Raw genomic sequence first — 24336 nt, 5'->3', positions numbered from 1 at the left:
ATTATATAAATCCATTTTAATTTTTCGACATCTAAACTCCTGCTATGCAGAGGAAAAAGTAACCTACACTCGTTTGCTCTTTCTGTTTTTACTTCGCATGTGGCAGAAAAGGGCCCTGACCGCTTCTATGCATGGCCAGATGCTCTTTCCCACCTAAAAAGAGGGGGTTTATGTCGTTTTTTAATTGATGTATATATAGCTCTCACCAATTGAGATAAATTAATTAATTGTTTGCACCCTTTATTTTTTAAACCGTCAAACTAGCACGAGGAGAATATAATGAAAAAAATATTACTTATTATGTTATCAATGGGATTATGGGCATTTCCATATAAACCCGCTGCGGCTGAGGCTACTTTACCAAATCAACAACTGATTGTTAACACAAGCACACATGAAATGGCTTTTTACCAAGACGGAGCATTCATAAGAAACTTTACTGTCGCTACTGGAAAAGCATCGACTCCAACACCAACGGGAACATTTGTCATTGTAAATAAAATTAAAAACCGCCCTTATTATGCTAAACATATTAAAGGAGGAGATCCACGTAATCCACTTGGTGACCGTTGGCTCGGTTTAAATATGGCAGGAACTTGGGGAACAACTTACGCAATTCATGGAACAAGTAATAACCAAGCGATTGGTAAACCAACAACACTTGGTTGTATTCGTATGTATAATGAAGATATACACTGGTTATTTGACCGCATTAATGAAAAAGCTACTGTCATTGTAAACAACTAAATTATGATATAACCTAAGAAAAAAAGAAATAAAAGAAGCCAAGAATTTATATCTTGGCTTCTTTTATTTCTTTATTTACAGTAGCGGAACACCTGTCTTTACATATATAATGGAAATATCTTTTAAAAGAGCTATTAACATTTATAAAAGTGGATATTTAAATTATACAGTTATAATATTTTATAAATTTCACTTTACATACTATAATAGAACTATTATGATTTGCGAGTTGAATCTTTTTTGTTCTAACGTACCATTCCCCTTGCTACCTTCATTACAATTTAATGGCAGGGGCTTCTTACATGTTTAGCGATATAAGCATATTAAAAGTGATGAATTTGAATATTGCAGTAAAAAGCGTTATTTTGGAGGTGTTACTATGACGCATATACTAGTAGTTGAAGACAATCCAGATATACAAGAACTAATACGGGAATTTTTGACCGCACAAAATTTTAAAGTTGATGTTGTAGGTGCTGGCACAGAGGGGATTCTTCTCTTTCAAAAGAATTCATATGATCTTGTCCTCCTTGACGTTATGTTACCAGATATAAATGGATATAGTATTTGTAAAATTATAAGAGGACAGTCTAATGTACCAATCATTATGTTAACAGGCTTACATAATGAAGAAAACGAAATTAAAGGTTTTGAACTAGGAATTGATGATTACATTACAAAACCTTTTCACTATGCCGTTTTCATCAAACGGGTTGAAGCTGTGTTAAGAAGAACAACTTCAACAGAGGTTGAAAATACGAATATACTACAATTCCATGAACTCATGTTAAATTCGACAGCGTATGCTGCCTATGTTCATGGTAATCAAATTGAACTAACAACAAAAGAATTTGAAATCATATACACGTTGCTACAAAATCGAGGGAACGTATTATCAAGAAGTGATTTGTTAAATAAAGTATGGGGCTACGAACATTATGGTGATGTGAGAGTAATAGATACACATATTAAAAATATAAGGAAAAAGTTAGGTATTCCTTATATTAAAACGGTGAAAGGCATTGGCTACAAAATCGACTCGTAAAAAAGAGAACATCACCAAAAATATTTTTATTAAAACTATGTTATTTTGTATCCTTTTATCACTTTGCCTTTATCAAATTATGTATTTTCTATTATCGAATTATGATAAAAAACAGCAAGGTCATTCTATAAATGCTGGAGAAGTGCAAAAAACAGAAAATGCACCATCCAATTCAAAGAATGCACAAAGTAAAAGTGAACAAAATAAAGCATTTTCGGGAAACTCCCCCCAGCTTCCGCCTTCTAGTATAGATGTTCAAACTCTCTATACAGCACTCAGTCATATTTTACAAAATAACCAAAAGGCAAAAGCAAAAGAAAATGCACATACGCAGAGCCCTTCTGATAAACAAAACAAAAACGAATCACTTACACAACCAGAAAAGCAATCCGATAAAAATGTTGCCTCTGATGTAACAAATGCAAAAAACAAATCAAGTGATGATACCAATCTCACAGATGCATTAAAACAGATTGCTCCGCGTATCGTAATCACAATGTTAACTATCTCACTGCTCGGTTCTTTAATTTATACAAAATTAATTGCCAAACCGTTTCAATATATGAGTGAAGCGTTAAAAGAAATTATGAACCTTGATTTTTCAGATAAACCACAGGTAAAAACGAGTACGCAAAAAAAAGATTATGATTTACAGACTATAGCTTTGCAAGCACAACATACTGTAAAAAACTTACATGAAACAAACAAAGATTTAAGAAGTGAATTGAGAAAAGAACAAGAATTAGAGAAATCTCGCAAAGAATTTGTGTCTATGTTATCTCATGAATTAAAAACACCAATCGCAGCCGTCATGGGGCAATTAGATGGAATGATTCATGGGATAGGCGCCTATAAAGATCGGGATAAATATTTAAAGCGCTCCTACGAGATGATGCAAGATATTAACACTTTAACAGAAAAAATGTCAGAATTATCCAAAATACAAAATCCTCAATTTACACCACATTTAGAAATTATTCCTTTGTCAACTATTATTGAGGATGTTATGAAGAAAGTAGATTATTTCGTAAATGTGAAGCAGTTAAAGATTCAATCTAATATTAAGCAAGATGTACAAATTTTAGCTGATCATAAATTTATTCAAACAGCTATTTTTAACATTATTTCAAATGCAGTTCACTATACAATTGATCATCAGCATGTATACATAAAGCTATATGAGAGACCAAATAGTTATGCATTAGAAGTGTTAAATACAGGCACACAAATTGACGAAGAAAAATTAGCTCATTTATTTGAACCTTTCTATCGTGCAAATCCTGGAAAACATGGTTTAGTACAAGGAAGTGGTCTAGGTTTATATATTGTAAAACAAATATTAGATAAGCATCAGTTTCCTTATGGGATTCAAAACACGCCCCAAGGCGTAAAATGTTCTATCGTTTTCCCAAAAGCAATGTAAAGGAGATTTGACTCTTCTTACGCTTCGAAATACAATAGGAAATAGAATTTCATACCCAAACTCATCTTCCTTGATGAGTGGCGGAATTTTGTAGAGATCTGACTCTGTTTCGTTCGCCCGTTGTCCTTAGTTGGACAGCGGGCGTTTTTTATTTGCAAAGGGGGATTTTTATGGAGAAATTTAAGTTTTCATTCTTAGTTTTATTTGGAGCCTGTAGCTACGGCGTACTTTCTACTATTTTCAAACTCGGCTTTATGAATGGATTTTCTTCACATCAGCTATTAGGAGGGCAATATGTATTTGGATGGATCGGCTTGTTACTGCTCGTTCTTTTCTTTTCACGTCATACAGTGTCCCAAAAGCAAGCATTCTCCTTATTAGCTGTCGGAACAACAATGAGTATGACTGGTATTTTCTATGCCATTTCTGTGGAGGAATTACCTGCTTCCATTGCCGTTGTTCTACTCTTTCAATTCACATGGATTGGGGTAGTCATTGAAGCAATCGCAAATAAAACATTCCCAAGCCGCGAAAAAATCATATCTATTATTATTTTATTTACGGGAACATTATTTGCTGGCGGTGTCTTTGAAGGGCTTGGACAAAATTTTTCAACAAAAGGCATTATCTTTGGATTACTAGCTGCTGTTTCTTTTTCCTTTTATGTCTTTGCAAGCGGACGCGTTGCGACAAATGTACCGCCCTATATAAAAAGCTTTCTCATGACAACAAGTGCTACACTTATTGTCTGCTTATTCTTCCCACCAACATTCTTAACTGATGGTGCCTTGCAAGCTGGATTATGGAAATATGCTTTCTTTCTAGGGTTCTTCGGCGTTGTTGTGCCGGTCATTTGCTTCTCAATTGGTGTACCAAAAGTAGGAACAGGACTAGGAACAATCTTGGGTGCAGCTGAACTACCAACAGCGATTATCGCTTCTATTACGCTTGTTCATGAAGCTGTATCAATGATGCAGTGGTTTGGTATCGCTTGTATATTACTTGGAATTTTTGCGCCGCAACTTCTTACTGCAAGAAAAGAGAAAACACGTTCAATCAACCAAAACATCTAAAAAAGAGCACATAATGTGCTCTTTTCACTTCTGTGTCCCATATAACTTTGCAACTTCTATTTCAATTTGCTCTGTATAAAATTCGCAATAAGATACACACAATTATAGATTGTTTCTTCACATAAATCAGAGGCTTCTTCTCTTTGTTTCCACAGCTGCTTTTCATCAAAATATTTATTTACAAAACGCACTGCTTCAAAGATTGTTTCTAACGCTACTTTAAAATGAGCTTGCTCAATAGCATCTCCTACACTGCTATATAACTCTTCTACCTTTTCCTCTAACCCTTTCTTTATCGTTCCTTTTGGCACGATACCATCATAATATTTCTCAATGAACTTCAATGTGCGATTCACAAAGTCCCCATATGCTCCTAACAATTCACTGACTATAAATAAATTCACGCCAAGAAAAGTCTGTATCACGATTTTCTGGTGCATTCACTGTTAAAAAATAACGAATGGAATCAGGATCATATCTTTCTAATATATATGGGACCCATACTGCCCACTTTTTACTTGTTGATAATTTTCGTTTTTCAACTGTTGAATACTCATTGGAAACGATATGACGCGGGATTGCTTTTTCTCCAAAGAAAAAAGGAATTATAATCTTCCTTACGAATATTTATATGTTCAGAAAAGGGAGTGATTTCATTGGATCAACAACAATTAAGTACCGTAAATAAAAAAAGTTGGAGTGCAGCCGCCTATGAAGCCTGGACCAATCGGCACGGTACGCCAAAAGAATATGCAAAAAAACTCATGCAAGATCCTGCCCAGGAAGTAGCCTACTACTTACCTTACATACAGAATCTCCACGGAAAACGGATTATCAATTTACTCGGTTCAAAGGGAAATAAAGCTATCGCATTCGCCCTACTAGGCGCTGACGTAACCGTTGTAGATATTTCTGAAAGCAACGCAAAGTATGCAAATGAACTAGCAAATGCTGCTGAGGTTTCCATTGAATACATCGTTTCAGATGTATTAGAAATTACTCCTTCTAAAACATTCGATGTTGTTTTGTTAGAGCTAGGTGTACTCCATTATTTTTTAGATTTGAAGCCGCTCTTTACATGTATCTCACAATTATTATCTGACGGTGGTATTTTTATCCTTCGTGATTATCATCCTGTTTATACAAAATTATTAGCAATAGATCATCCCTCGTTTCAAGCAAACGGTGATTATTTCTATGAAGAACTGATTGAAAGTGATGTTGCTTACAGCATGCTACTTGATGAAGCGCAGCAAGAATCATTACCAAAAACGAAAATTCGTCGCTGGACATTAGGAGAAATCATTACAGAAATCGCGCAGACAAATCTCCGTATTGAAAAGCTTATTGAAGAACGCGGTCCCCATCAAAGATGGGTATTCCCTTCTTCTGCACCAGAAGGAATAGAAGAACGCATTCCGGGGCTATACACATTAATCGCTACAACATAAAGTGAAACTTTCATCAGCCCTCACCAATCAAACTCTTATGGAAAAGAATGGCCGCGTGAGTAATCATGATCCGATGCTTGCACAGATTTATTTATAGAAAGCTTCATAAGAGGAAAATAAAATGCACCTGCCATTATACAGACGGGTGCATTTGTTTATTTTTATGTTCGTTTGATACAATACGAGACAGTAAATTTTGTTTATGACGGAGTAAAAATATAGGATTATAAAAATAAAACTTGAAAACATTGGTAATCCATGGTATTATCATAGACGTACCATTTGACTAGAATGTTCATTTAGTCATTTTTTTGGAGGTGAAAACGTGGCAATTGATCGAAAACGAGCAATTATCGAAGCGGCAACAAAGTCTTTTTCTGCATTTGGTTATAAAGCAACAACAATGGATCAAGTTGCAAAGCTTGCCAATGTTGGAAAAGGGACAATTTATACGTTTTTCAAAAATAAGGAAGAGCTTTTTGGTGAAATCATTTCCAATCTAATTACAGAAATGAAGCAAGTAGCAGAAATGGCAATTGATTCGAATGTACCATTTTTTGAGAACGTACATCATGCTTTATATCGTATTTTAGAATTCCGTAAAGAACATCAACTTATGATTAAGCTCATTCAAGAAGAGCGAGATATGGGAACTAAAGAAGTGCAAGATGTGATGAGACAGTTGGATTCCACAATTATTACGTTTATTAAATCGCGTCTTGAAGTTGCAATTGCAAAAGGTGAGATTGCAGAATGTGATCCAGAAATTACAGCATTTATTATGCTTCGTTTATATGTATCACTCATTTTTGATTGGGAAAAACATCATGAGCCGTTAGAAAAAGAGCATATCGCTGAACTTTTTGAACTATATTTATTAAAAGGATTGTCAAAATGAGATAATCCTTTTATTATTATAAAATATGACCGAGTGAACAGTATGGTCATACGTTAGTGAAGGGTGAATTATAAGAAGACAGCAATACATACGAGAGGATAAATTGGTAGTTATTTTCTTCTTTTTTTCACCAATATGACTAAACGAATAAAACAGTCAATATTTTAAAAGGAGGGTCAAACAATGCGCGGATTGAAACTGCTTGGAAAAGAGTTTGCCACGATTATTAGAAGCAAAAAAATATTAATTCCAATTATTGCAGTCTTATTTATTCCAGTATTGTACGCTGGTATGTTCTTATGGGCGTTTTGGGATCCATATGAACAATTAGATGATTTACCAGTTGCAGTTGTAAACCTTGACAAAGGTGTAGTGTATAATGGAAAACCGATTGAAGCCGGTAAAGAACTTGTTGATAATTTGAAAGAAAATAAAAGCTTCAAATGGGAGTTTGTCAGCGAGAAAACAGCAAAAAAAGGGATGGATGATCGTAAATACTACATGACGATCCGCATTCCAAAAGACTTCTCTGAAAATACAACAACACTGTTGGATGCAAACCCTAAAAAATCAAAACTAGAGTACATTCCAAATGAAAGCTTAAACTTCTTATCTTCACAAATTGGCGGATCAGCTATTGAAAAAATCAAAAGTGAAGTATCAAATTCGGTAACGAAAACGTATGCTGAGACGATGTTTGATTCATTAAAAGATGTTTCTAAAGGTTTTGCTGATGCAAGTGAGGGAGCTGGTAAGCTTCATGATGGAACCAATCAATTAAAAGATGGCTCACAGCAAATCACAGATGGTTTAGGTGAATTATCTAAGAAAACGAATAATGGATTGGACCAATTAGCAACTGGCTCTAATCAAATTACGAATGGCTTAGGTGAGTTGAATAGTAAAGTAAGCGCAATGCCAGGTGGAGTGAATCAGTTATTAAACGGTTCACAACAAATCACAGATGGTTTAGGAAAATCAGTTACTGGTTCTCAGCAAATTGCAGGAGGTTTAGGAGAATCAGTTACTGGTTCTCAGCAAATTGCGGGAGGTCTAGGTCAAATTCAAGGTGGTCAAGAAAAATTAGCTGCTGGAGCAACAGACATACAAAAAGGTATTCAAGATACAAATGCAGGATTAAAAAAATCGTTAGCTGGTGTAACAGATATGCAAAGTAAGTTACCAGAGCTAACAAAAGGGTCTGAAAAAGTAAGCAATGGAGCAAATGATCTAGCTCAAGGTGTATCACAATGGAAAGAACAAGCTGATAAGCTAAGTACTGGTGCAAATACAACGGCAGATGGAGCAAAAGCTGTTGCGGATGGCTTAGCGGCGCTAAATGGAAAATTAAAAGACTTACCTGAAGAGGATAAGCAACAACTACAACAACTAATTGCAATGAGTCAAAAAGTAGCCGCAGGTACATCAGCAGTTGCACAAGGTGCACAAGGACTTGCTGGAAAAGAAGGTGCTGGAAAAGTTCAAGCAGGAGCGCAGCAAGTTGCCGGTGGCGCAAAAGCCGTTCACGACGGTCAAGTTTTATTACAAGATGGTGTCGGCGCATTGAAAGATGGTCAACAACTGCTTGTAAACGGTACAAATAAATTAGTAGAAGGGCAGCAAACATTTGTAGCAAACTTCCAAACTCTTGGTGAGAAATTAAAAGAAGCAACGACTGGAGCAAATAAATTAGCAGGTGGCTTAGGTCAATTATCTACAGGAGCAAACGAGTTAACAGGTGGCTTAGGTCAGTTAGAAAATGGCTCTGGAAAAATGACAGGCGGTTTAAATGAACTTGCAAGCAACGCTGGCCCACTCGCAAACGGAGTAAATGCTTTATTTGATGGATCACAAAAAATAACAGGTGGCTTAGGTCAATTCGTAGATCCAAAAGGAGATTTCCAAAGCGGTTTAGCTCGTTTACAAGACGGTTCAGGTCAAGTAACGAATGGACTAGGTGAAGCCAATGACGGTTCAAAAGAACTTGCAACCAAACTTGGCGAAGGCGCTGAGAAAACAAGTGAAACAAAAGGTGACGAGAAGAAATATGAAATGTTCGCTAATCCAGTGAAAGTGAAAACTGAGAAAACGGCAGAAGTTCCGAACTATGGAACAGGCTTTACACCGTACTTCTTATCTCTTGGTTTATTCGTTGGAGCACTGTTATTATCTATCGTGTTCCCACTACGCGAAACAGTTGGTATACCAAAATCAGGATTTAGCTGGTTTATTAGTAAGTTTGGTGTACTTTTAGCAGTTGGTGTGATTCAAGCACTTGTTGCGGATGCAGTATTACTGTTCTGGTTAGGTGTTGAAGTACAAAGTATTCCATACTTCGTATTGTTTAGTGTTATTACAAGCTTATCATTTATTGCGTTAATTCAATTCCTAGTAACAACTTTCAGCGATGCAGGACGCTTTGTTGCGATCTTGACATTGATTTTACAGTTAACAACAAGTGCGGGTACATTCCCTCTTGAATTAATTCCGAAACCACTGCAAGTATTTAACGCATGGTTCCCAATGACATATTCTGTATCAGGATTTAAAGCGGTTATTTCAAGTGGAGATTTCAGCTTTATGTGGCAAAATGCAGGTATTTTAATGATCTTCATCGTTCTGTTATCACTTGGAACAATTGGAACATTAACTTGGATGCATAAGCGTCAATACGGAAAACTTGCGGAAGCAGAGTAAATGAAAGAAGCTGTCCCAAAAGGTCTTTGAATAACGACCTTTTGGAGGCAGCTTTTTATTTTTATCTTTATATGGATATTGAATATCTAATTTGGGAGTATTACTACCCATTTCTGTTAGCGGAATCATGCAAAAAAGGACCCCTTTGCGGATGGAATCCTTTTTCACATGCTTAACGCATATAAGTTGAGGTTGGAGATTACCATGATTCTGTAGAATAGGACACAAGGTATTTCAACATTTTTCTCTGACTTACGTAGTCAAAAGGGGTATGACCAACATAACGAAGAGTAACGTTTTTGTTTTTGTTTTTGATGATATTGATAATCGTTATCAACTAATTAGAAGTATACATGATGTTTTCTAAAAATACAATCATATTTCATATTTTTATCTAAAAATTTTTCTCTGCCAAATGTAGACATTTTCTGAACATTCATGCACATGAAATATTCTTCTTCCATTATCTGCTATACTTCTATTGAACAGATTAACAACTTTACAATAAGGAAATCTTTAATCTTGTTCTTTATATGATAAAATCATAATAAACAGTTTTAAAGGTGGGGGATAATTATGAAATATGTTGGAATTCGAAAAAAGCTACTCTTCATGCTCTTAGGTATTTGTTCATTATTTAGTATTGCACTAATTATTATTCTTACATTTGCTACGACCCAAGCACGTGAAGCAGACACCCTAGAACATGATGTTTCACGAAGAGCAGCTATTTTAAAAGAACGTGGCGATTGGTTTCAAGCACAAGTTGCTGGTTTACAAGAATACTTACTATCACATGACCAAAAAGGATTAGAGAAATTTAATAGAGAAGGAAAAAAGTTGGCCGATACACGTCAAGCAGTAACAAGTGATAAAAACATTCCAGAAGGAATGAAAGAAGCTATCTTAATGGGAGGAAAATGGCGTAGTGTAATAGATAATGAAGTGCTTCCACTTGCACGTGAAGGTAAATGGGAGGAAGCATCAAAAATTGCAATGGAGCAAACTGATTTTGTCAATGATCTTTTAAATCGATTTACAAAATATGCAAATGATGAAAAAGAAAAACAAAACCAATTAATTGAGAGCATTCATAGCTCAACAAAATTCATTCAATATGTAATTTGCGTTTCACTCATTATATGTACAGTCCTTGCCATTATACTAGCATGGTGGTTCTCTGGTAAACTCGTTAAGCCAATCCACCAAATCGATTCCAAATTAAAAGAATTAGCTTCTAAGGAGGGCGATTTAACTGCAAGGTTAGATGTAAACAGTAAAGATGAACTTGGTGATATTGCACATTCCTTTAATCAAATGCTTGGTAATTTACAACATATTATTCAGCAGGTTCAACAAACATCTACAAATGTGAAAGAGGCATCTGTCAATATGTTTACAACAACAACCGATTCTATGGATGCTGCATCACAAATTCAAGCTACAATGCAAACACTTGACCATAATATTCGCTCACAAGTGTCCAGTATTGAGGAAAGTTCAACAGCAATGGATGATATGTCCACAAGTGTGCAACGTATCGCAGAATCCGCTTCTTCTGTTGCACAACTAGCCGTGACAACTTCTGAAAAAGCTGATGATGGCGGAAAAGTGATTGAAAAATCAATTTCACAAATGAATGCAATACATGATGCAGTCAATGCTACATCCGAAGTGGTTGAACGCCTCATTACACATACAAAGCATATTGATACAGCTGTGCAATCCATTTCTAATATTGCGGAACAAACAAATTTATTAGCTTTAAATGCATCCATTGAAGCTGCCCGTGCTGGTGAACAAGGAAAAGGATTTGCAGTTGTAGCAGATGAAGTTCGCAAGCTTGCTGAACAATCTAAAACAGCAGCAACAGATATTAATCATTTGCTTCGTCAAATCCAAGATGACACACAAGCAGCCAATAACATGATGACACAAGGACAGTCAGAAGCATCCCAAGGAATCACAGTTATTCGTACCGCTGGATCTTCCTTTACAGCAATCGTTAACCACATTAATGAAGTTTCAACGCAAATGCAAGAAATGTCTGCGACTGCTGAAGAAATGGCTGCAAGTGCTGAAGAAATGAATGCATCCTTAAATAGCATCGCTTCTATTTCAAATGAGGTTGCAGCTGAAACAGCTCAAACATCACATTCAGCCGGCACACAAGTAAACGTTATGAAAGAAGTCGCAACAAAATCATCAGAAATGAAAACTACCGCTCAAGACCTGGAAGCACTTGTTTCGCACTTTAAAACAATTTCATAATTCAAATCATTTTCAAAAGAGAGGCTCTTTAACAGCCTCTCTTTTTCTATTATCTTCCGCATATTAAAAAGACATAAATATGTGCTTACAAAGGACATATTATACCTTCCTCTATACGCAACTGTCTGCTATAATTCCTAGTGGAAGAAGAAAGCTTTATTCCAAGATAAAAAGGAGTAGAGTTTTCTTTTGAATTTATATATAAAATAATCTTAATAAAATAATTTTTAAAAGGAGGTTTTATCATATGAGTTTTATCAGTATTCGTAAAAAAATGATGTTCATGATGATAACAACTTGTGCTTTATTTGGCATTGCATTAGCTCTTATTTTATTTTTTGCTATTGATCAATCACATAAAGCCGAAGCATTACAAAGCGATATCTCTCCTCTAGCAACAGAATTTGCAGAACGCGGGGATGCTTATCAAGTACAACTTTCTGCTCTAAGAGGATATTTATTACAACATGATCAAGCAGAACTAGATAAATTTCATGAAATGAGCAAACGTCTAGAAGATACGAAAGATAAACTTCTTTCTAACTCTCATATCTCTCAGCAAGTAAAAGATACAATGCAGTCTGGCTCCACTTGGAGACAATTTATTGACGATAAAGTCGTTCCTCTTACAAAAGACCAAAAATGGGAAGAAGCGTTACAACTTGCTTCAACAGAAAATGGCACTGTCTATAAAATAATTGGTGATTTCACAAACTATAGCAATGAACAAGCAAAAATTCGTGACCAATCTATGCAACAAATAGATCAATTATCCTTAACGATTGAATCCATTGTTTTCCTATCCCTTGTGATCTGTAGTATTGCCGCTATTATTCTTGCATGGTGGTTCTCTGGTAAACTTGTTAAACCAATTCAACAGATTGATACAAAACTAAAAGAATTAGCTTCTCAAGGCGGCGATTTAACAGGCCGTTTACACGTAAACAGCAATGATGAAATTGGTGAAATCGCAACTTCCTTTAATAAAATGTTAGAAAACTTGCAACATATTATTAACCGTGTTCAAAAAACATCTATCGAAGTACAAAATGCATCTGAAAATATGTTAGAAAAAACAAGTACATCACGAGATGCAACAATACAAGTTCAAAATACAATGTCTCATTTAGAAACGAGCATTCAATCACAAACTTCCAGCATGGAAGAAAGCTCAACAGCAATGGATGATATGGCTATTAGTGTTCAACGTATTGCGGAATCTGCTTCATCTGTCGCAGAGCTAGCTGTCGCTACTTCTGAATATGCAAATGACGGCAATGCAGTCATTCAAAAATCTATTACACAAATGACAACAATCCATGAAGCTGTCAATGCTACATCACAAGTGGTTGAACGTCTAATCACTCATACAAAGCAGATTGATATGGCAGTACAGTCAATCTCTAATATTGCGGAACAAACAAACTTACTTGCTTTAAATGCTTCTATTGAAGCTGCTCGCGCTGGTGAGCAAGGAAAAGGATTTGCGGTTGTTGCGGATGAAGTTCGCAAACTTGCAGAACAATCCAAAACAGCTGCAACCGATATTAACCAACTGCTACATCAAATTCAGAACGATACGGAAACAGCAAACTCCATGATGTCTCAAGGACAAGCTGAATCATCTGAAGGAATTCATGTAATTCGTGAAGCTGGTACTTCCTTTACAACAATTGTAGGACAAGTGAACCAAGTTTCCACGCAAATACAAGAAATCTCCGCGACTGCTGAAGAAATGGCTGCAAGTGCTGAAGAAATGAACGCTTCTCTCAATAATATTACTGCCATTGCTAATGAAGTATCGTCTGAAACAGCTCAGACTGCTCAATCAGCGGAGAAAAAAGTTATCGTTATGAATGAAATGGCTTCTACAGCCAAACAAATGAAACAAACAGTAGAAGAATTAGATACACTCGTATCTCGTTTTAAAACAGAGTAGTTCTCTTATACAAGCATTTCTTTGTAAAAAGAATGCTTGTATTTTTTTATCATTTATTTCCTTAAGGTTTTCGGTATATACACACAATACGGTTCACTTTCTAAGTAATCTCCTGTCACTGCATATGCTCTTGCACGGGAGCCTCCACATATATAACGGTACTCACACTTTCCGCACTTCCCCTTATAATTATCTGGATTACGTAATGCTTGAAAGATGGGAGAATCACGATAAATATCTCGCAAACGATTTTCTCTCACATTCCCTGCTCTTACTGGTAATAATCCACTTGGATATACATCCCCAATATGTGAAATGAACACAAATCCATTTCCATCATTCACACCTTTTGGTGCCCGGCCTAAACCGTCTATTTTTCCAGTTAAACCATTTTGCAGCGCATATTCATAGCGAATTGTATCATTTCTTTTGCTCTCTCTGTTTTTTTGCTGCATAACAACACGGCGATAGTGCTGAGCTGCTGTTGTCTTCATATCAAACGATGCTATTTTACCTATTTCATATAACTTCCGAAATACAAGTTCATGTTCTACTGGTGAAATCATATCAGCAATGTTACCTCTGCCAGTTGGAACAAGAAAAAAGACACTCCATAGTACGCCGCCTAGCTTCTCAACAAGCGCTGCCATTTTCTCCACTTCATGAATATTATATTTAGAGATTGTTGTATTTACTTGCACAGGAATTTGCAACTCATTTAAATACTGAATGGCTTCCATCGTAAGCTGAAAAGACCCTTCTGTCCCCCGAAAACGATCATGTGTCTCAGCTGTAGCACCATCAATACTAAAGGCCCAGCGTGCAAGTCCCACCTCTTTTGCTTTTAAAATGGCTTCTTTCGTTACATTCGGAGTCGCACTAGGTGTCATCGAAACACGTAACCCTTTTTGAATTGCATAATCTGCGAGCTCATAAATGTCTTCTCTCATTAGCGGATCTCCACCTGAAAAGACTAGCATCGGTTTATTCATTTCATATATTTCATCAATCAAATTCTTTCCTTCATCAATATTTAATTCCCTCGGGTCTCTCCTATACTGTGCTTCAGCCCGGCAATGCAAACATTTCAATTCACAAGCACGTGTAACTTCCCATATCACAATAAAAGGATTTTCATTATAGTCCATCTTCAAAATCTCTCCTTCCTTATACTTATCATCAGTATAAGAAAGTTCCTCTAAAAACACTGTGAGCTATTTCACTGCATCTTTATCTTATTTCCTTTATAATGAGAATGGATATCATTCATATTAGGGGTGTTGTGCATGTCACAAGAATTCGAAGAGAAATTATATGCCAATTTAGAAGCTGTCATTGATCCTGAACTAGGGGTTGATATTATCAATCTCGGATTAGTATATGACGTTACAGCGGATGAGAATAACAATGCTGTCATTACAATGACAATGACTTCTATCGGTTGTCCAATGGCTGGACAAATCGTTTTAGATGTTAAAAAAGTACTAGCAACAAATGTACCAGAAGTCAATGAAATAGAAGTGAATGTAGTTTGGAATCCACCTTGGTCAAAAGAGCGCATGTCACGTATGGCGAAAATCGCTCTAGGTATCCGTGATTAAATGCAAAAAAAAACCTGACAATCGAGTCAGGTTTTTTTCATTTTATTATTTTACTCCTACTGCATCATAAGCTTTCGTTACAGCTTGTACCGCTTTAGAGTTTTTACCATATAAATCTTCTGCAGATTGAATTGCAGCTTGACGCATCATTTTAAAGTTGGAGTTTGCAGTTAAATATTTTGTAAGCGCATGATAGTAAATTTTTTCTGTTGCTTCGCGACCAACACCAGCAACTTTCACACCGTAATGCTCGCCACCTTCAGACACTAAATATGCCGCCTTGTTATTGATACTACTGTTAATATGAACGCCGCCATTATCATATGGTCCTGTGTAGCGTTTACTGTAATGATCTGGATAACCTTCTCCAGGTTTTAATGGATTCGGAATGGATGCTGGATCTTTCAGAGAACGAAGGGCATCTCCTTCGATACCAGGTGTGTAAATATCAGCACCTAGATCCCAGCTTTTTTTCTCAACCATTACACCCATAATATCGGATACTGATTCATTTAATGCACCTGACTCATTTTGGTACACAAGGTTCGCCGTATGCTCTGTTACAGCATGTGTTAACTCATGCCCAATAACATCTAATCCTGCAGATAATGGAATAAATGTTGTTCCATCTCCATCACCATACATCATTTGCATACCGTTCCATGCTGCGTTATTCCAGCTCTCACCTACGTGAACAGAGGAAATCAGTTTCGCCCCTTTATCATCGAAAGAGTTACGGTTAAATGTCTTTTTATAATAGTCATATACTTTCCCTGCATTCACATGTGCATCAACAGCCGCTTTATCTTCAAAGAACTTTGATTTACTTTCTACTTCATCGCCTGTGTATCCAAGCCATTGTGATAAAAGGTTAAATATATTCTCGTCCATATTATCTGCGTTAAACGTATGGACACCTTTTCCACGTTTGCCATCAAATAAATTGAACGCTCCTGTTTTCTCATCTTGAGCAATCTCAAATGATTGTTTGTTTCCTAACACCCCATAACCAAATCCAGTAATTTGATCAATGGCATTATATTTCTCAATGACATTTCCATTTGTTGCATCGACAAAATAATGCCAATATCCTGGTGCTGGTTTTGAAATCGATGCTTTTACAAGATAGGCAAGATAGTACTTCCCATCTTTTTCATACACATACAAATCTTTTTTCACACCATCATATTTATTCACTTTACCAATTTGTTTTTCAATATCAGCTTTTGCGACATTTACAGCTTGTTCATTTGTAATGTTCGCTGCAGTTGGAATATTTTTATCTTCTAAATTCGGGATAACTTGTCCGAAAAATGCTTTCACATTATTATCTTTATCAAGCGCAACTGTTTGATCTGATCCATACACAGGAATATTATTATGTTTCTCAACTAACTTCACATGTGTTGTACCTGATTCAGCATCCTTTTCCTCCCCAACAATGTTGAAATGTTTCTCTATATTTCCTGCTAGTTTAAACATGTCTTTCTTACTCTCTAAATACTGAAATACGGTTTCTTTTTTATCTAACCCTTCTGGTGCTTTCCATTCCTCACCTATGTAAGCTGGTGTTTTAAATTCTTGGTGATATTGAATTTGTTGCTCTTCCGCTTGTGTTTTCGTTGCCCCAAATGCACCAAATCCCCCAATGATAACGGATAAAGCCAATGCTGATGAAACGACTTGCTTTTTCAATCTAACACTCCCCATTCCCCAAAAATTTTTGACACTTTTATACATTTCTGAAAAACAAAAATGATACCTGCCCAAAAATATTGAGAAACAGCTTTCTTACAATTTCATCCAAAAAAAGGACATCCTGTTAGATGCCCCCTTTTTCATTCATTATTGTTTTTTCATTTCAATTGCTAAATAATGAGATTGCTCTTTCGCTTGAATGTGAATATCTTCTTCAACCACTTCTGCTGCATCACGCATCACAAGTGTCTCACCATTTACAACGCCGCTTCCTTCAATTTGCACAAGATAAACTTGGCGTCCTTCACTAACAGGGAAGCTAATTTCTTTTCCTGCTTCTAAAGATAGAGAATATAAATTTGCATCTTGATGGATTGCAATTGGTGCATCACCATCAACTGGAGACACCATATGGAACCATGTATTTTCACGCCCGCTCCAATCAAATTTAAACTCACCGTAATTTGGTGTATGCCCAGCACGATCAGGTAAAATCCAAATTTGTAATAAACGCAATGTCTCATTTCCTAAATTGTGTTCACTATGAAATACACCTGTACCTGCACTCATATATTGAACATGTCCACGCTCAATTGTCCCTCGATTTCCCATGCTATCTTGGTGTGTTAATTCTCCATCTACAACGTAAGAAATAATCTCCATATCGCGATGCGGATGCATATCAAATCCTGTCTGTGCTGCTACTAAATCATCATTAATAACACGAAGCGCTCCAAATCTCATATTGTCTGGATTGTAATAATCCGCGAATGAAAAATGAAAATGTGTATTTAACCAGCCGTGATTTGCTCTTCCCATATTTTTATGATCAATTTTTTCAAACATATCCTTCACCTCATATTATCTCGAATTCGAGATATTTATTTAAAATTTTTTTATTGTAACTTTCGAAGTAATTCTAATAATTGCTTTTGCTCATTGCGATCTAGCTTACCAAATTGTTCTGCTTAAAATGTCTCTTGCGGCGGAAGAGCTTCTTCATATAAAGCTCTTCCCTTTTCTGTTAACGAAAGATATTTTGTAGTACCTTCCTGTTCCCGCCTAATCCACTCAAGCTGCTCCATCTTATTTAAGAGCTGCGTAATATTCCCTTTTGTAACAAATAGCTTCTTCCCAAGCTCCTGCTGTGTTAATCGATCTTGTCCTCCGATTTGAGCTAAAACATCAAACTGTGCAGCAGATAAACCCCATTGTTTCAAATGCTGATTTGTCTCGCGAACGCTTCTGTTATAAAAGCGCGATAAACGGAACCATAATAATAATCCAAGTCTTTCTTCTGCTTTCATTCCATCACCTTGCTTGATACACTTAGTTTAGAACTAAACTTTATAAAAGTCAATTACTTTATTTTAGTAAGTTATAAACTATGATATAGTGGTGTTCCCCCACTATATCCTAGTTTACATTCCTTCTCATATATTCATTCATTTTACGCTCCGCGAATGCACGAGCATCTTTCTCAATCCACCGTACCTCATACACTTCTTTTTCCACATACAATACGTTATTCTCATGCTGCATCGAATGCCGAAATTCATGTAGTAAAGTTTTGAGCACTTGCTCATATCGTTCCCACATGCAAACAAAAATTACTTGTTTTTCTTTATGATAAAAACCGTTCAAAGGAAATAAAAATTCTTCTTCCTCTTCTCCTAATTTTACAAGTACGTCATTTGTATCACACGTATCGCAAAAAATAACTGGGACTTCTCGTCTCTCAATCAGTGAAAACACATCCTTTTTCACCTGCTGAATATCCCACGGAAATTCTGAGTCCAGCACGTACCAATTCCCAGCTTGCTGATATACGTTTTGAAACTGGAGTTCCATTGCCCTCCATTCTCCTTTCCAAATTCCCTTTTTCTATATATATGCCACCATATAGGAAAAAATAAACACATATTGCAATATAAAGTGAAACTTTAATCAGTGGCGTTTTCTTCATCCCTACTGATGATTAGCCCTCATCAATCTGGCTTTTACGGGCCAAGTCACATTATATCTATGTAAATCCATTTTAATGTTTCGACATCTAACTCCCTGCTATGCAGAATAAAAAGTGACCTACACTCGTTTGCTCTTTCTGTTTTTACTTCGCATGTGGCAGAAAAAGGCCCTGACCGCTTCTAGGCATGGCCAGATGCTCTCTTCCACCTAAAAAGAGGGGTTTTTATGTTGGTTTTTCAATTTGTATAATATATATAAATCCATTTTAATGTTTCGACATCTAACTCCCTGCTATGCAGAATAAAAAGTGACCTACACTCGTTTGCTCCTTCTGTTTTTAATTCACATGTGGCAGAAAAAGGCCCTGACCGCTTCTAGGCATGGCCAGATGCTCTCTCCCACCTAAAAAGAGGGGTTTTATGTCGTCTTTTTAATTGATGTATATAGTAAAAAAATGTTCAAAAATAATGTTTGAAAAAGACTTGATTTATATCGTTTACTAGATTATAATAATTATAAATTAGTAAACGATATAATATAATAACTCAAAAGGGGATTGATCATATGAACACACAAGTAATCGTAGTATTAAACAAACAGGTAGCAGACTGGAACGTATTATTTACAAAACTACACAACTTCCATTGGTATGTAAAAGGACCTCAATTCTTTACACTTCATGAGAAATTCGAACAATTTTATACAGAAGCAGCTGGACATATCGATGAAATCGCAGAACGTATTTTAGCAATTGGTGGTAAACCAGTCGCAACAATGAAAGAATACTTAGAACTATCTTCTGTTCAGGAAGCATCTTACGGAGAGACTGCCGAAGGAATGGTTGAAGCAATTATGAAAGACTACGGAATGATGTTAGATGAATTGAAAAAAGGGATGGAGATCGCACAAGACGCTGACGATGAAATGACGTCTGATTTACTACTTGGCATCTACACAGAACTAGAGAAACACGCTTGGATGCTACGCGCATTCTTAAATCAATAAGAAAAACAAATATAAAGGCATCCCAAAACGAGAGGGATGCCTTTTTTTATATACGCTCTATTTTTCCAATTAAATACATAAAAATACGCATGTTCTTTTCTATGAAAAAGGACCATACACATTTTATTCGATTGCTTACTTATTGATTATGATAGCTGTTTCCACTTATTCCCCATTACAGGTCGTTTATAATTTTTCATGTTCGCCAATAATTCTTCAGCAGTAGTTGCTGAAACAATTAACCCTTTGTTTGATGGATTCATAAATCCTTCTTCTGCAGCACGATCTACCATTTGCAGAATTGGACTATAAAAATCTTTAATATTTAATATCCCAACAGGCTTGTCATGAATTCCAATTTGTGACCAACATACAACCTCGAATAACTCTTCAAATGTTCCATAGCCACCTGGTAAAGCGATAAAAGCATCAGCAAGTTCTCCCATTTTCGCTTTACGCTCATGCATTGTTTCCACTTCAATAAGTTCCGTTAACCCTTTATGAACAATCTCTCCGCGGAATAAGCCACGCGGCATAACACCTGTTACACGTCCGCCTAAACGCAGCACTTCATTAGCTATCTCACCCATTAAACCAACACATGAACCACCGTATACTAATTCACAATTATTTTGCACAAGTAATTCCCCAAGCTTAATTGCTTGTTCCTTAAATTCAGGTCGTTCTCCTAGATTCGAACCTGCAAACACACAAATCTTTCTCATATCCACACCCCAAAACTATATATTGTCATGATACAATGAACATTGTACAACATATTGAGGGGATGAGAAAGAAATGAATATTGTCGAATTTCAAAGATGGGTTGAGGAATTTTACGAAAAACGAAGCTGGTCACAGTATAACTCTTTTATTCGCTTAAATTTCCTAACGGAAGAAGTTGGAGAGGTTTCACGAGTTGTGCGTGCCATTGAAATTGGACGTGATCGCCCAGATGAACAAGCAAAGCAAACTGAAGAATTAAAAATTGAATTAAAAGAAGAACTTGGGGATGTACTTGCCAATCTCATTATTCTTTCTCAAAAATATGATTTAGACTTACAAGATATTATGGAAGCACATGTGGAGAAGCTGTCTAAACGTTTTGAAGAAAGTAAATGAGAATATTTATCAATTATGATATAATGTTTCTGACATAGTACAAAGGAGGATTTTAATGTTATCTACCAAATTACACGATGCGCTTAATGACCAAATGAACTTTGAATTTTACTCTGCCCATGTTTATATGGCGATGGCTGCTTACTGCACAGCAGAAAGCTACGATGGGTTCGCGAACTTTTTCCTTGTCCAAGCAGAAGAAGAGCGTTTCCACGCAATGAAACTTTACAATTACATTAATGACCGCGGAGAGCGCGCTATTATTACTGGATTCGAAAACCCGAACAATGAATACGAATCTGTTTTAAGCGCATTTGAAATCGCACTTGAGCATGAACGCGAAGTAACAAAGCGTATTTACAACTTATCCGATATCGCTTGGGATGAGCGTGAGCACGCGACAATTACATTCTTAAAATGGTTCGTTGACGAACAGGTTGAAGAAGAAGCTTCTTTCGATAGCATCATTCAAAAACTAAAACGTATTACAAGCGACTCTAACGCTCTATTTATGTTAGATGCGGAATTGGAAAAACGTACGTTTACTCCTCCTGCTGAGTAATATCCTTATCACCTTAACTAGTTTGTTAAGGTGATTTTTATTTTCCACTCTAAATCCCCTCTTACCTTAACACTGGATTAAAATCAGCTTAATTCTTCATGCATTCTACATAGGACTACCAATATAAATGCTATTATTTTTAAAGAAAAAACAAAAATAAGAGGAGAAAAAACTATGAATCAACGTGTAGAAGCAATTGATGCCGTTCGTGGCTTTGCTTTATTCGGTATTTTGCTCGTCAATATAACATTAATCCAATTTGGAATGTTTAGCGGCGAACAACCTACTTATGTTTTTGGAAAAATCGATGAGGGCGCCAACTGGTTTATACAATTTTTTGGAACCCATAATTTCATCTCCCTATTTTCTTTTTTATTTGGACTTAGTATCATAATGCTGCAAAAAAGTATTCTCGCAAAAGAAAAGCGTTTCTTTCCGCTTTATATCCGCCGCCTTAGTATTTTACTAATCCTTGGATATCTTCATGGTACTTTTGTTTGGGATGGAGATATATTATTTGCTTATGGAATTATAGGAATCCTGTTAATGATGTTTATAAATCGAAAACCAAAAACATTACTCATTTGGGCATCCATACTACTAGTACTAACAATGCTCATGTCTTATCCCGCCCAATCAGATGTAGATATGGCCAAAGACTTTGCACCTTATATTGCAAAAGAACAACATATTCATGAAACTGGTAGTTATATAGAACATGTAAAATTCCGTATGAATGAAGATCCTTTTGAATACATAGGAATTACTGGATTTTTCGGAACGTTTTTCATAACACTTTTCGCATTGATTTTCATGACTCCACTATTCCTACTAGGAATGTATGTTGGAAAAAAAGGGTGGCTTTTTGAAATAGATAAATATTTACCTTCTCTCAAAAAAATCTGGCTCATCAGTGGTATTTTCTCTTTCGCTGTAAAAATCTTAGAGTTATTAACAAAACAACCACTTCTTATTATGTTAAAAGACAGTGTTACACCAATAAGCATGACTCTTTTTTACGGAAGCTCGATTATTCTATTATTTCATTACAAAAAAGCATCACGTTTACTAACGTATATGGCTAATATGGGGAAAATGTCTGTTAGTAACTATTTAGCACAATCTATCATTGCGACAACAATTTTTTATGCGTATGGACTTGGCTTATATGGGAAAATAGGCTATTTCTGTGGAATTATATTAACAATTGTCATTTACGTCATCCAATTATACACTAGTACCTATTGGTTACAAAGGTATCGCATAGGTCCAGTTGAATACGTCTGGCGACTTGGCACTTATTTAAAAAGGCCTGCTTTTAAACGTAAGTTAAAGAAAGTAAGTTAAACAAAAAAAGCAATGAGCCCAAGCTCATTGCTTTTTTATTTTATAGCATAACCCCAACGATAACCGCTGATAATATACTTACTAACGTTGCACCGTATACAAGTTTTAATCCGAAAGAGGATACAACGTTTGCTTGTTTTCCATCGATACTCTTCGTTGCTCCTGCAATAATCCCAATAGAAGCGAAGTTCGCAAATGATACAAGGAAGATTGATAAAATACCTACTGTACGAGCTGATAAATCGCCAGCTACTTTTCCTAAATCAATCATCGCAACAAATTCGTTTGTTACTAATTTTGTTGCCATAATTTGTCCTGCTTGCAGCATTTCTGATGTTGGAATACCCATAATAAATGCTAATGGTGAGAAAATGTATCCTAAAATGCTTTGGAATGTAATTCCGAAAATAGAATCAAACACACCGTTAATTGCTGTAATCAATGCAACGAAACCAATCAACATTGCCGCTACTGTAACTGCAATAGAGAATCCAAGCATAATGTACTCGCCTAGCATTTCAAAGAACGTTTGCTTCTTATCGTCTTGTAATTCTAAAATGTCTTCTTCTTCACTAATATCATAAGGGTTAATAATATGAACGATAATGAACCCACTGAATAAGTTTAATACAAGTGCTGTTACTACATATTTTGGTTCAATCATCTTCATATAAGAACCGACAATTGACATCGATACCGTTGACATAGAAGATGCACAAAGTGTATATAAACGATTTCTTGGTAATTTGCTTAATTGATCTTTTACTGTAATAAATACTTCACCTTGACCAACAATTGCAGCTGCTACTGCATTATATGACTCTAATCTCCCTAAACCATTCACTTTACTTAATAAGAAACCGACTGCACGAATGATAATCGGTAAAACTTTAATATGTTGCAAAATCCCAATTAATACTGCTAAGAAAATAATTGGTAATAATACTGTTAAGAAGAATGGTGCTTGTCCATCATTTGCTAAGCCACCAAATACAAAGTTAACCCCAGCTCCTGCATAGTTTAAAATCGCACCAAATCCATCTGAAATTCCTTTTACTAACACATACCCAATCTTTGTATTTAATAAGAAGTAAGCCAATGCTAATTGAATAACAAGCATAATTGCAATTGGTTTATACTTAATTTTCTTTCGATCTGAACTTACAAGGTAACCTAGTACAAATACAACAAGTAAACCGACTAGAAACATAACTAGTTTCATGTGTGAATCCTCCACTTCTCATGAGTTATTTGTTGTCCAACGAATGACGTCTGACCATTATTGCTAAAAAAATAAGAACCTCGAACATACTATTTACTTTAAACTGGAATCTAAAATCAGTAAGCGTTTACATAAATTGCAATTTATAATTAGTGGTCTTTCCTTCTCTACTCGATTGAAAGTATGAAACTGATACCACCCACAAACAAATTGTAAGCGTTATCTAGATGAAATGCAACATAATTTTTTCAATAAATCATATGTTAA

The 24336-nt window shown here is 35.8% G+C and carries 20 protein-coding genes and 2 pseudogenes; 14 read left to right on the top strand and 8 right to left on the bottom strand.

Annotation, left to right across the window (positions count from 1 at the left end):
• Positions 1-279 precede the first annotated feature (279 nt).
• The 4 genes from ACIQ7L_RS15825 to ACIQ7L_RS15810 all read left to right on the top strand — a co-directional run bounded on the left by ACIQ7L_RS15825 (position 280) and on the right by ACIQ7L_RS15810 (position 4288).
• On the top strand, positions 280-747 hold the full coding sequence (locus tag ACIQ7L_RS15825) for a L,D-transpeptidase (protein WP_400570481.1): 468 nt from the start codon (positions 280-282) through the stop codon (positions 745-747).
• A gap of 379 nt (positions 748-1126) precedes the next feature.
• A complete protein-coding gene (locus ACIQ7L_RS15820; protein ID WP_400570480.1) occupies positions 1127-1792 on the top strand; it encodes a response regulator transcription factor in 666 nt (221 codons plus the stop codon).
• Positions 1770-3215, top strand: a complete 1446-nt coding sequence (locus tag ACIQ7L_RS15815; RefSeq protein WP_400570479.1) for a sensor histidine kinase — start codon at positions 1770-1772, stop codon at positions 3213-3215. The genes ACIQ7L_RS15820 and ACIQ7L_RS15815 overlap by 23 nt, the downstream gene beginning before the upstream one ends.
• 170 nt (positions 3216-3385) lie before the next feature.
• Positions 3386-4288, top strand: a complete 903-nt coding sequence (locus ACIQ7L_RS15810) for an EamA family transporter (RefSeq protein ID WP_400570478.1) — start codon at positions 3386-3388, stop codon at positions 4286-4288.
• Positions 4289-4365: 77 nt separating this feature from the next.
• On the opposite strand, the pseudogene ACIQ7L_RS15805 reads toward ACIQ7L_RS15810, so the two are convergent.
• Positions 4366-4879, bottom strand: a pseudogene (locus ACIQ7L_RS15805) (class I tRNA ligase family protein); the annotation flags it as partial.
• Positions 4880-4944: 65 nt separating this feature from the next.
• Between ACIQ7L_RS15805 and ACIQ7L_RS15800 the strand changes: the two are divergent.
• The 5 genes from ACIQ7L_RS15800 (at position 4945) to ACIQ7L_RS15780 (ending at position 13544) form a co-directional block, all read left to right on the top strand.
• Positions 4945-5739 carry a class I SAM-dependent methyltransferase gene (locus tag ACIQ7L_RS15800; RefSeq protein ID WP_400570477.1) on the top strand — a complete coding sequence of 265 codons (795 nt, stop codon included), beginning with the start codon at positions 4945-4947 and terminating at the stop codon, positions 5737-5739.
• Positions 5740-6064: 325 nt separating this feature from the next.
• On the top strand, positions 6065-6637 hold the full coding sequence (locus ACIQ7L_RS15795) for a TetR/AcrR family transcriptional regulator (RefSeq protein WP_400570476.1): 573 nt from the start codon (positions 6065-6067) through the stop codon (positions 6635-6637).
• Positions 6638-6820: 183 nt separating this feature from the next.
• Positions 6821-9334, top strand: a complete 2514-nt coding sequence (locus ACIQ7L_RS15790; protein ID WP_400570475.1) for a YhgE/Pip family protein — start codon at positions 6821-6823, stop codon at positions 9332-9334.
• Positions 9335-9910: 576 nt separating this feature from the next.
• Positions 9911-11605 (top strand): methyl-accepting chemotaxis protein, encoded by a 1695-nt coding sequence (locus ACIQ7L_RS15785; RefSeq protein WP_400570474.1) that lies wholly within the window; start codon positions 9911-9913, stop codon positions 11603-11605.
• A 247-nt stretch (positions 11606-11852) separates the two neighbouring features.
• On the top strand, positions 11853-13544 hold the full coding sequence (locus ACIQ7L_RS15780) for a methyl-accepting chemotaxis protein (protein WP_400570473.1): 1692 nt from the start codon (positions 11853-11855) through the stop codon (positions 13542-13544).
• A gap of 53 nt (positions 13545-13597) precedes the next feature.
• On the opposite strand, the gene ACIQ7L_RS15775 is transcribed toward ACIQ7L_RS15780, so the two are convergent.
• Positions 13598-14692: a TIGR04053 family radical SAM/SPASM domain-containing protein gene (locus ACIQ7L_RS15775; protein WP_400570472.1), complete on the bottom strand. Its 1095-nt coding sequence runs from the start codon at positions 14690-14692 to the stop codon at positions 13598-13600.
• Positions 14693-14830: 138 nt separating this feature from the next.
• Between ACIQ7L_RS15775 and ACIQ7L_RS15770 the strand changes: the two genes are divergently transcribed.
• Positions 14831-15145 carry a metal-sulfur cluster assembly factor gene (locus ACIQ7L_RS15770; RefSeq protein WP_400570471.1) on the top strand — a complete coding sequence of 105 codons (315 nt, stop codon included), beginning with the start codon at positions 14831-14833 and terminating at the stop codon, positions 15143-15145.
• Between the two features lie 45 nt (positions 15146-15190).
• Here ACIQ7L_RS15770 and ACIQ7L_RS15765 read toward each other — a convergent pair whose 3' ends face one another.
• From ACIQ7L_RS15765 to ACIQ7L_RS15750, 4 genes and pseudogenes are all read right to left on the bottom strand, one after another.
• Positions 15191-16840, bottom strand: coding sequence for a M4 family metallopeptidase (locus tag ACIQ7L_RS15765; RefSeq protein WP_400570470.1), 1650 nt, complete (start codon positions 16838-16840; stop codon positions 15191-15193).
• 150 nt (positions 16841-16990) lie between these two features.
• Complete coding sequence (locus tag ACIQ7L_RS15760) at positions 16991-17689, bottom strand: pirin family protein (protein ID WP_400570469.1); 699 nt, start codon at positions 17687-17689, stop codon at positions 16991-16993.
• A 50-nt stretch (positions 17690-17739) separates the two neighbouring features.
• Positions 17740-18150, bottom strand: a pseudogene (locus ACIQ7L_RS15755) (MarR family winged helix-turn-helix transcriptional regulator).
• Between the two features lie 109 nt (positions 18151-18259).
• Positions 18260-18694: a DUF3920 family protein gene (locus ACIQ7L_RS15750; protein ID WP_097899416.1), complete on the bottom strand. Its 435-nt coding sequence runs from the start codon at positions 18692-18694 to the stop codon at positions 18260-18262.
• A 681-nt stretch (positions 18695-19375) separates the two neighbouring features.
• Here ACIQ7L_RS15750 and ACIQ7L_RS15745 point away from each other — a divergent pair.
• The gene (locus ACIQ7L_RS15745) at positions 19376-19816 is read left to right on the top strand and encodes a Dps family protein (RefSeq protein WP_400570468.1); all 441 of its coding nucleotides are present in this window, start codon (positions 19376-19378) and stop codon (positions 19814-19816) included.
• 146 nt (positions 19817-19962) lie between these two features.
• Here the strand turns inward: ACIQ7L_RS15745 and ACIQ7L_RS15740 are convergent, their stop codons facing one another.
• Entirely contained in the window at positions 19963-20541 is a 579-nt protein-coding gene (locus ACIQ7L_RS15740) for an LOG family protein (protein ID WP_400570467.1), read from the bottom strand.
• Positions 20542-20614: 73 nt separating this feature from the next.
• Between ACIQ7L_RS15740 and ACIQ7L_RS15735 the strand changes: the two genes are divergently transcribed.
• The 3 genes from ACIQ7L_RS15735 to ACIQ7L_RS15725 all read left to right on the top strand — a co-directional run bounded on the left by ACIQ7L_RS15735 (position 20615) and on the right by ACIQ7L_RS15725 (position 22847).
• Complete coding sequence (locus tag ACIQ7L_RS15735) at positions 20615-20938, top strand: MazG nucleotide pyrophosphohydrolase domain-containing protein (protein WP_400570466.1); 324 nt, start codon at positions 20615-20617, stop codon at positions 20936-20938.
• Between the two features lie 55 nt (positions 20939-20993).
• A complete protein-coding gene (locus ACIQ7L_RS15730) occupies positions 20994-21500 on the top strand; it encodes a ferritin (RefSeq protein WP_016112449.1) in 507 nt (168 codons plus the stop codon).
• A 174-nt stretch (positions 21501-21674) separates the two neighbouring features.
• On the top strand, positions 21675-22847 hold the full coding sequence (locus ACIQ7L_RS15725; protein ID WP_400570465.1) for a DUF418 domain-containing protein: 1173 nt from the start codon (positions 21675-21677) through the stop codon (positions 22845-22847).
• A gap of 40 nt (positions 22848-22887) precedes the next feature.
• Here the strand turns inward: ACIQ7L_RS15725 and ACIQ7L_RS15720 are convergent, their stop codons facing one another.
• Positions 22888-24069: a NupC/NupG family nucleoside CNT transporter gene (locus tag ACIQ7L_RS15720; RefSeq protein WP_400570464.1), complete on the bottom strand. Its 1182-nt coding sequence runs from the start codon at positions 24067-24069 to the stop codon at positions 22888-22890.
• Positions 24070-24336: the final 267 nt, after the last annotated feature.

The organism is Bacillus sp. NPDC094106, from assembly GCF_044764345.1.
Taxonomy (GTDB): Bacteria; Bacillota; Bacilli; order Bacillales; family Bacillaceae_G; genus Bacillus_A.
Note: the sequence above shows the minus strand (reverse complement) of the source record. Positions and strands in the feature narration are given on the sequence as shown.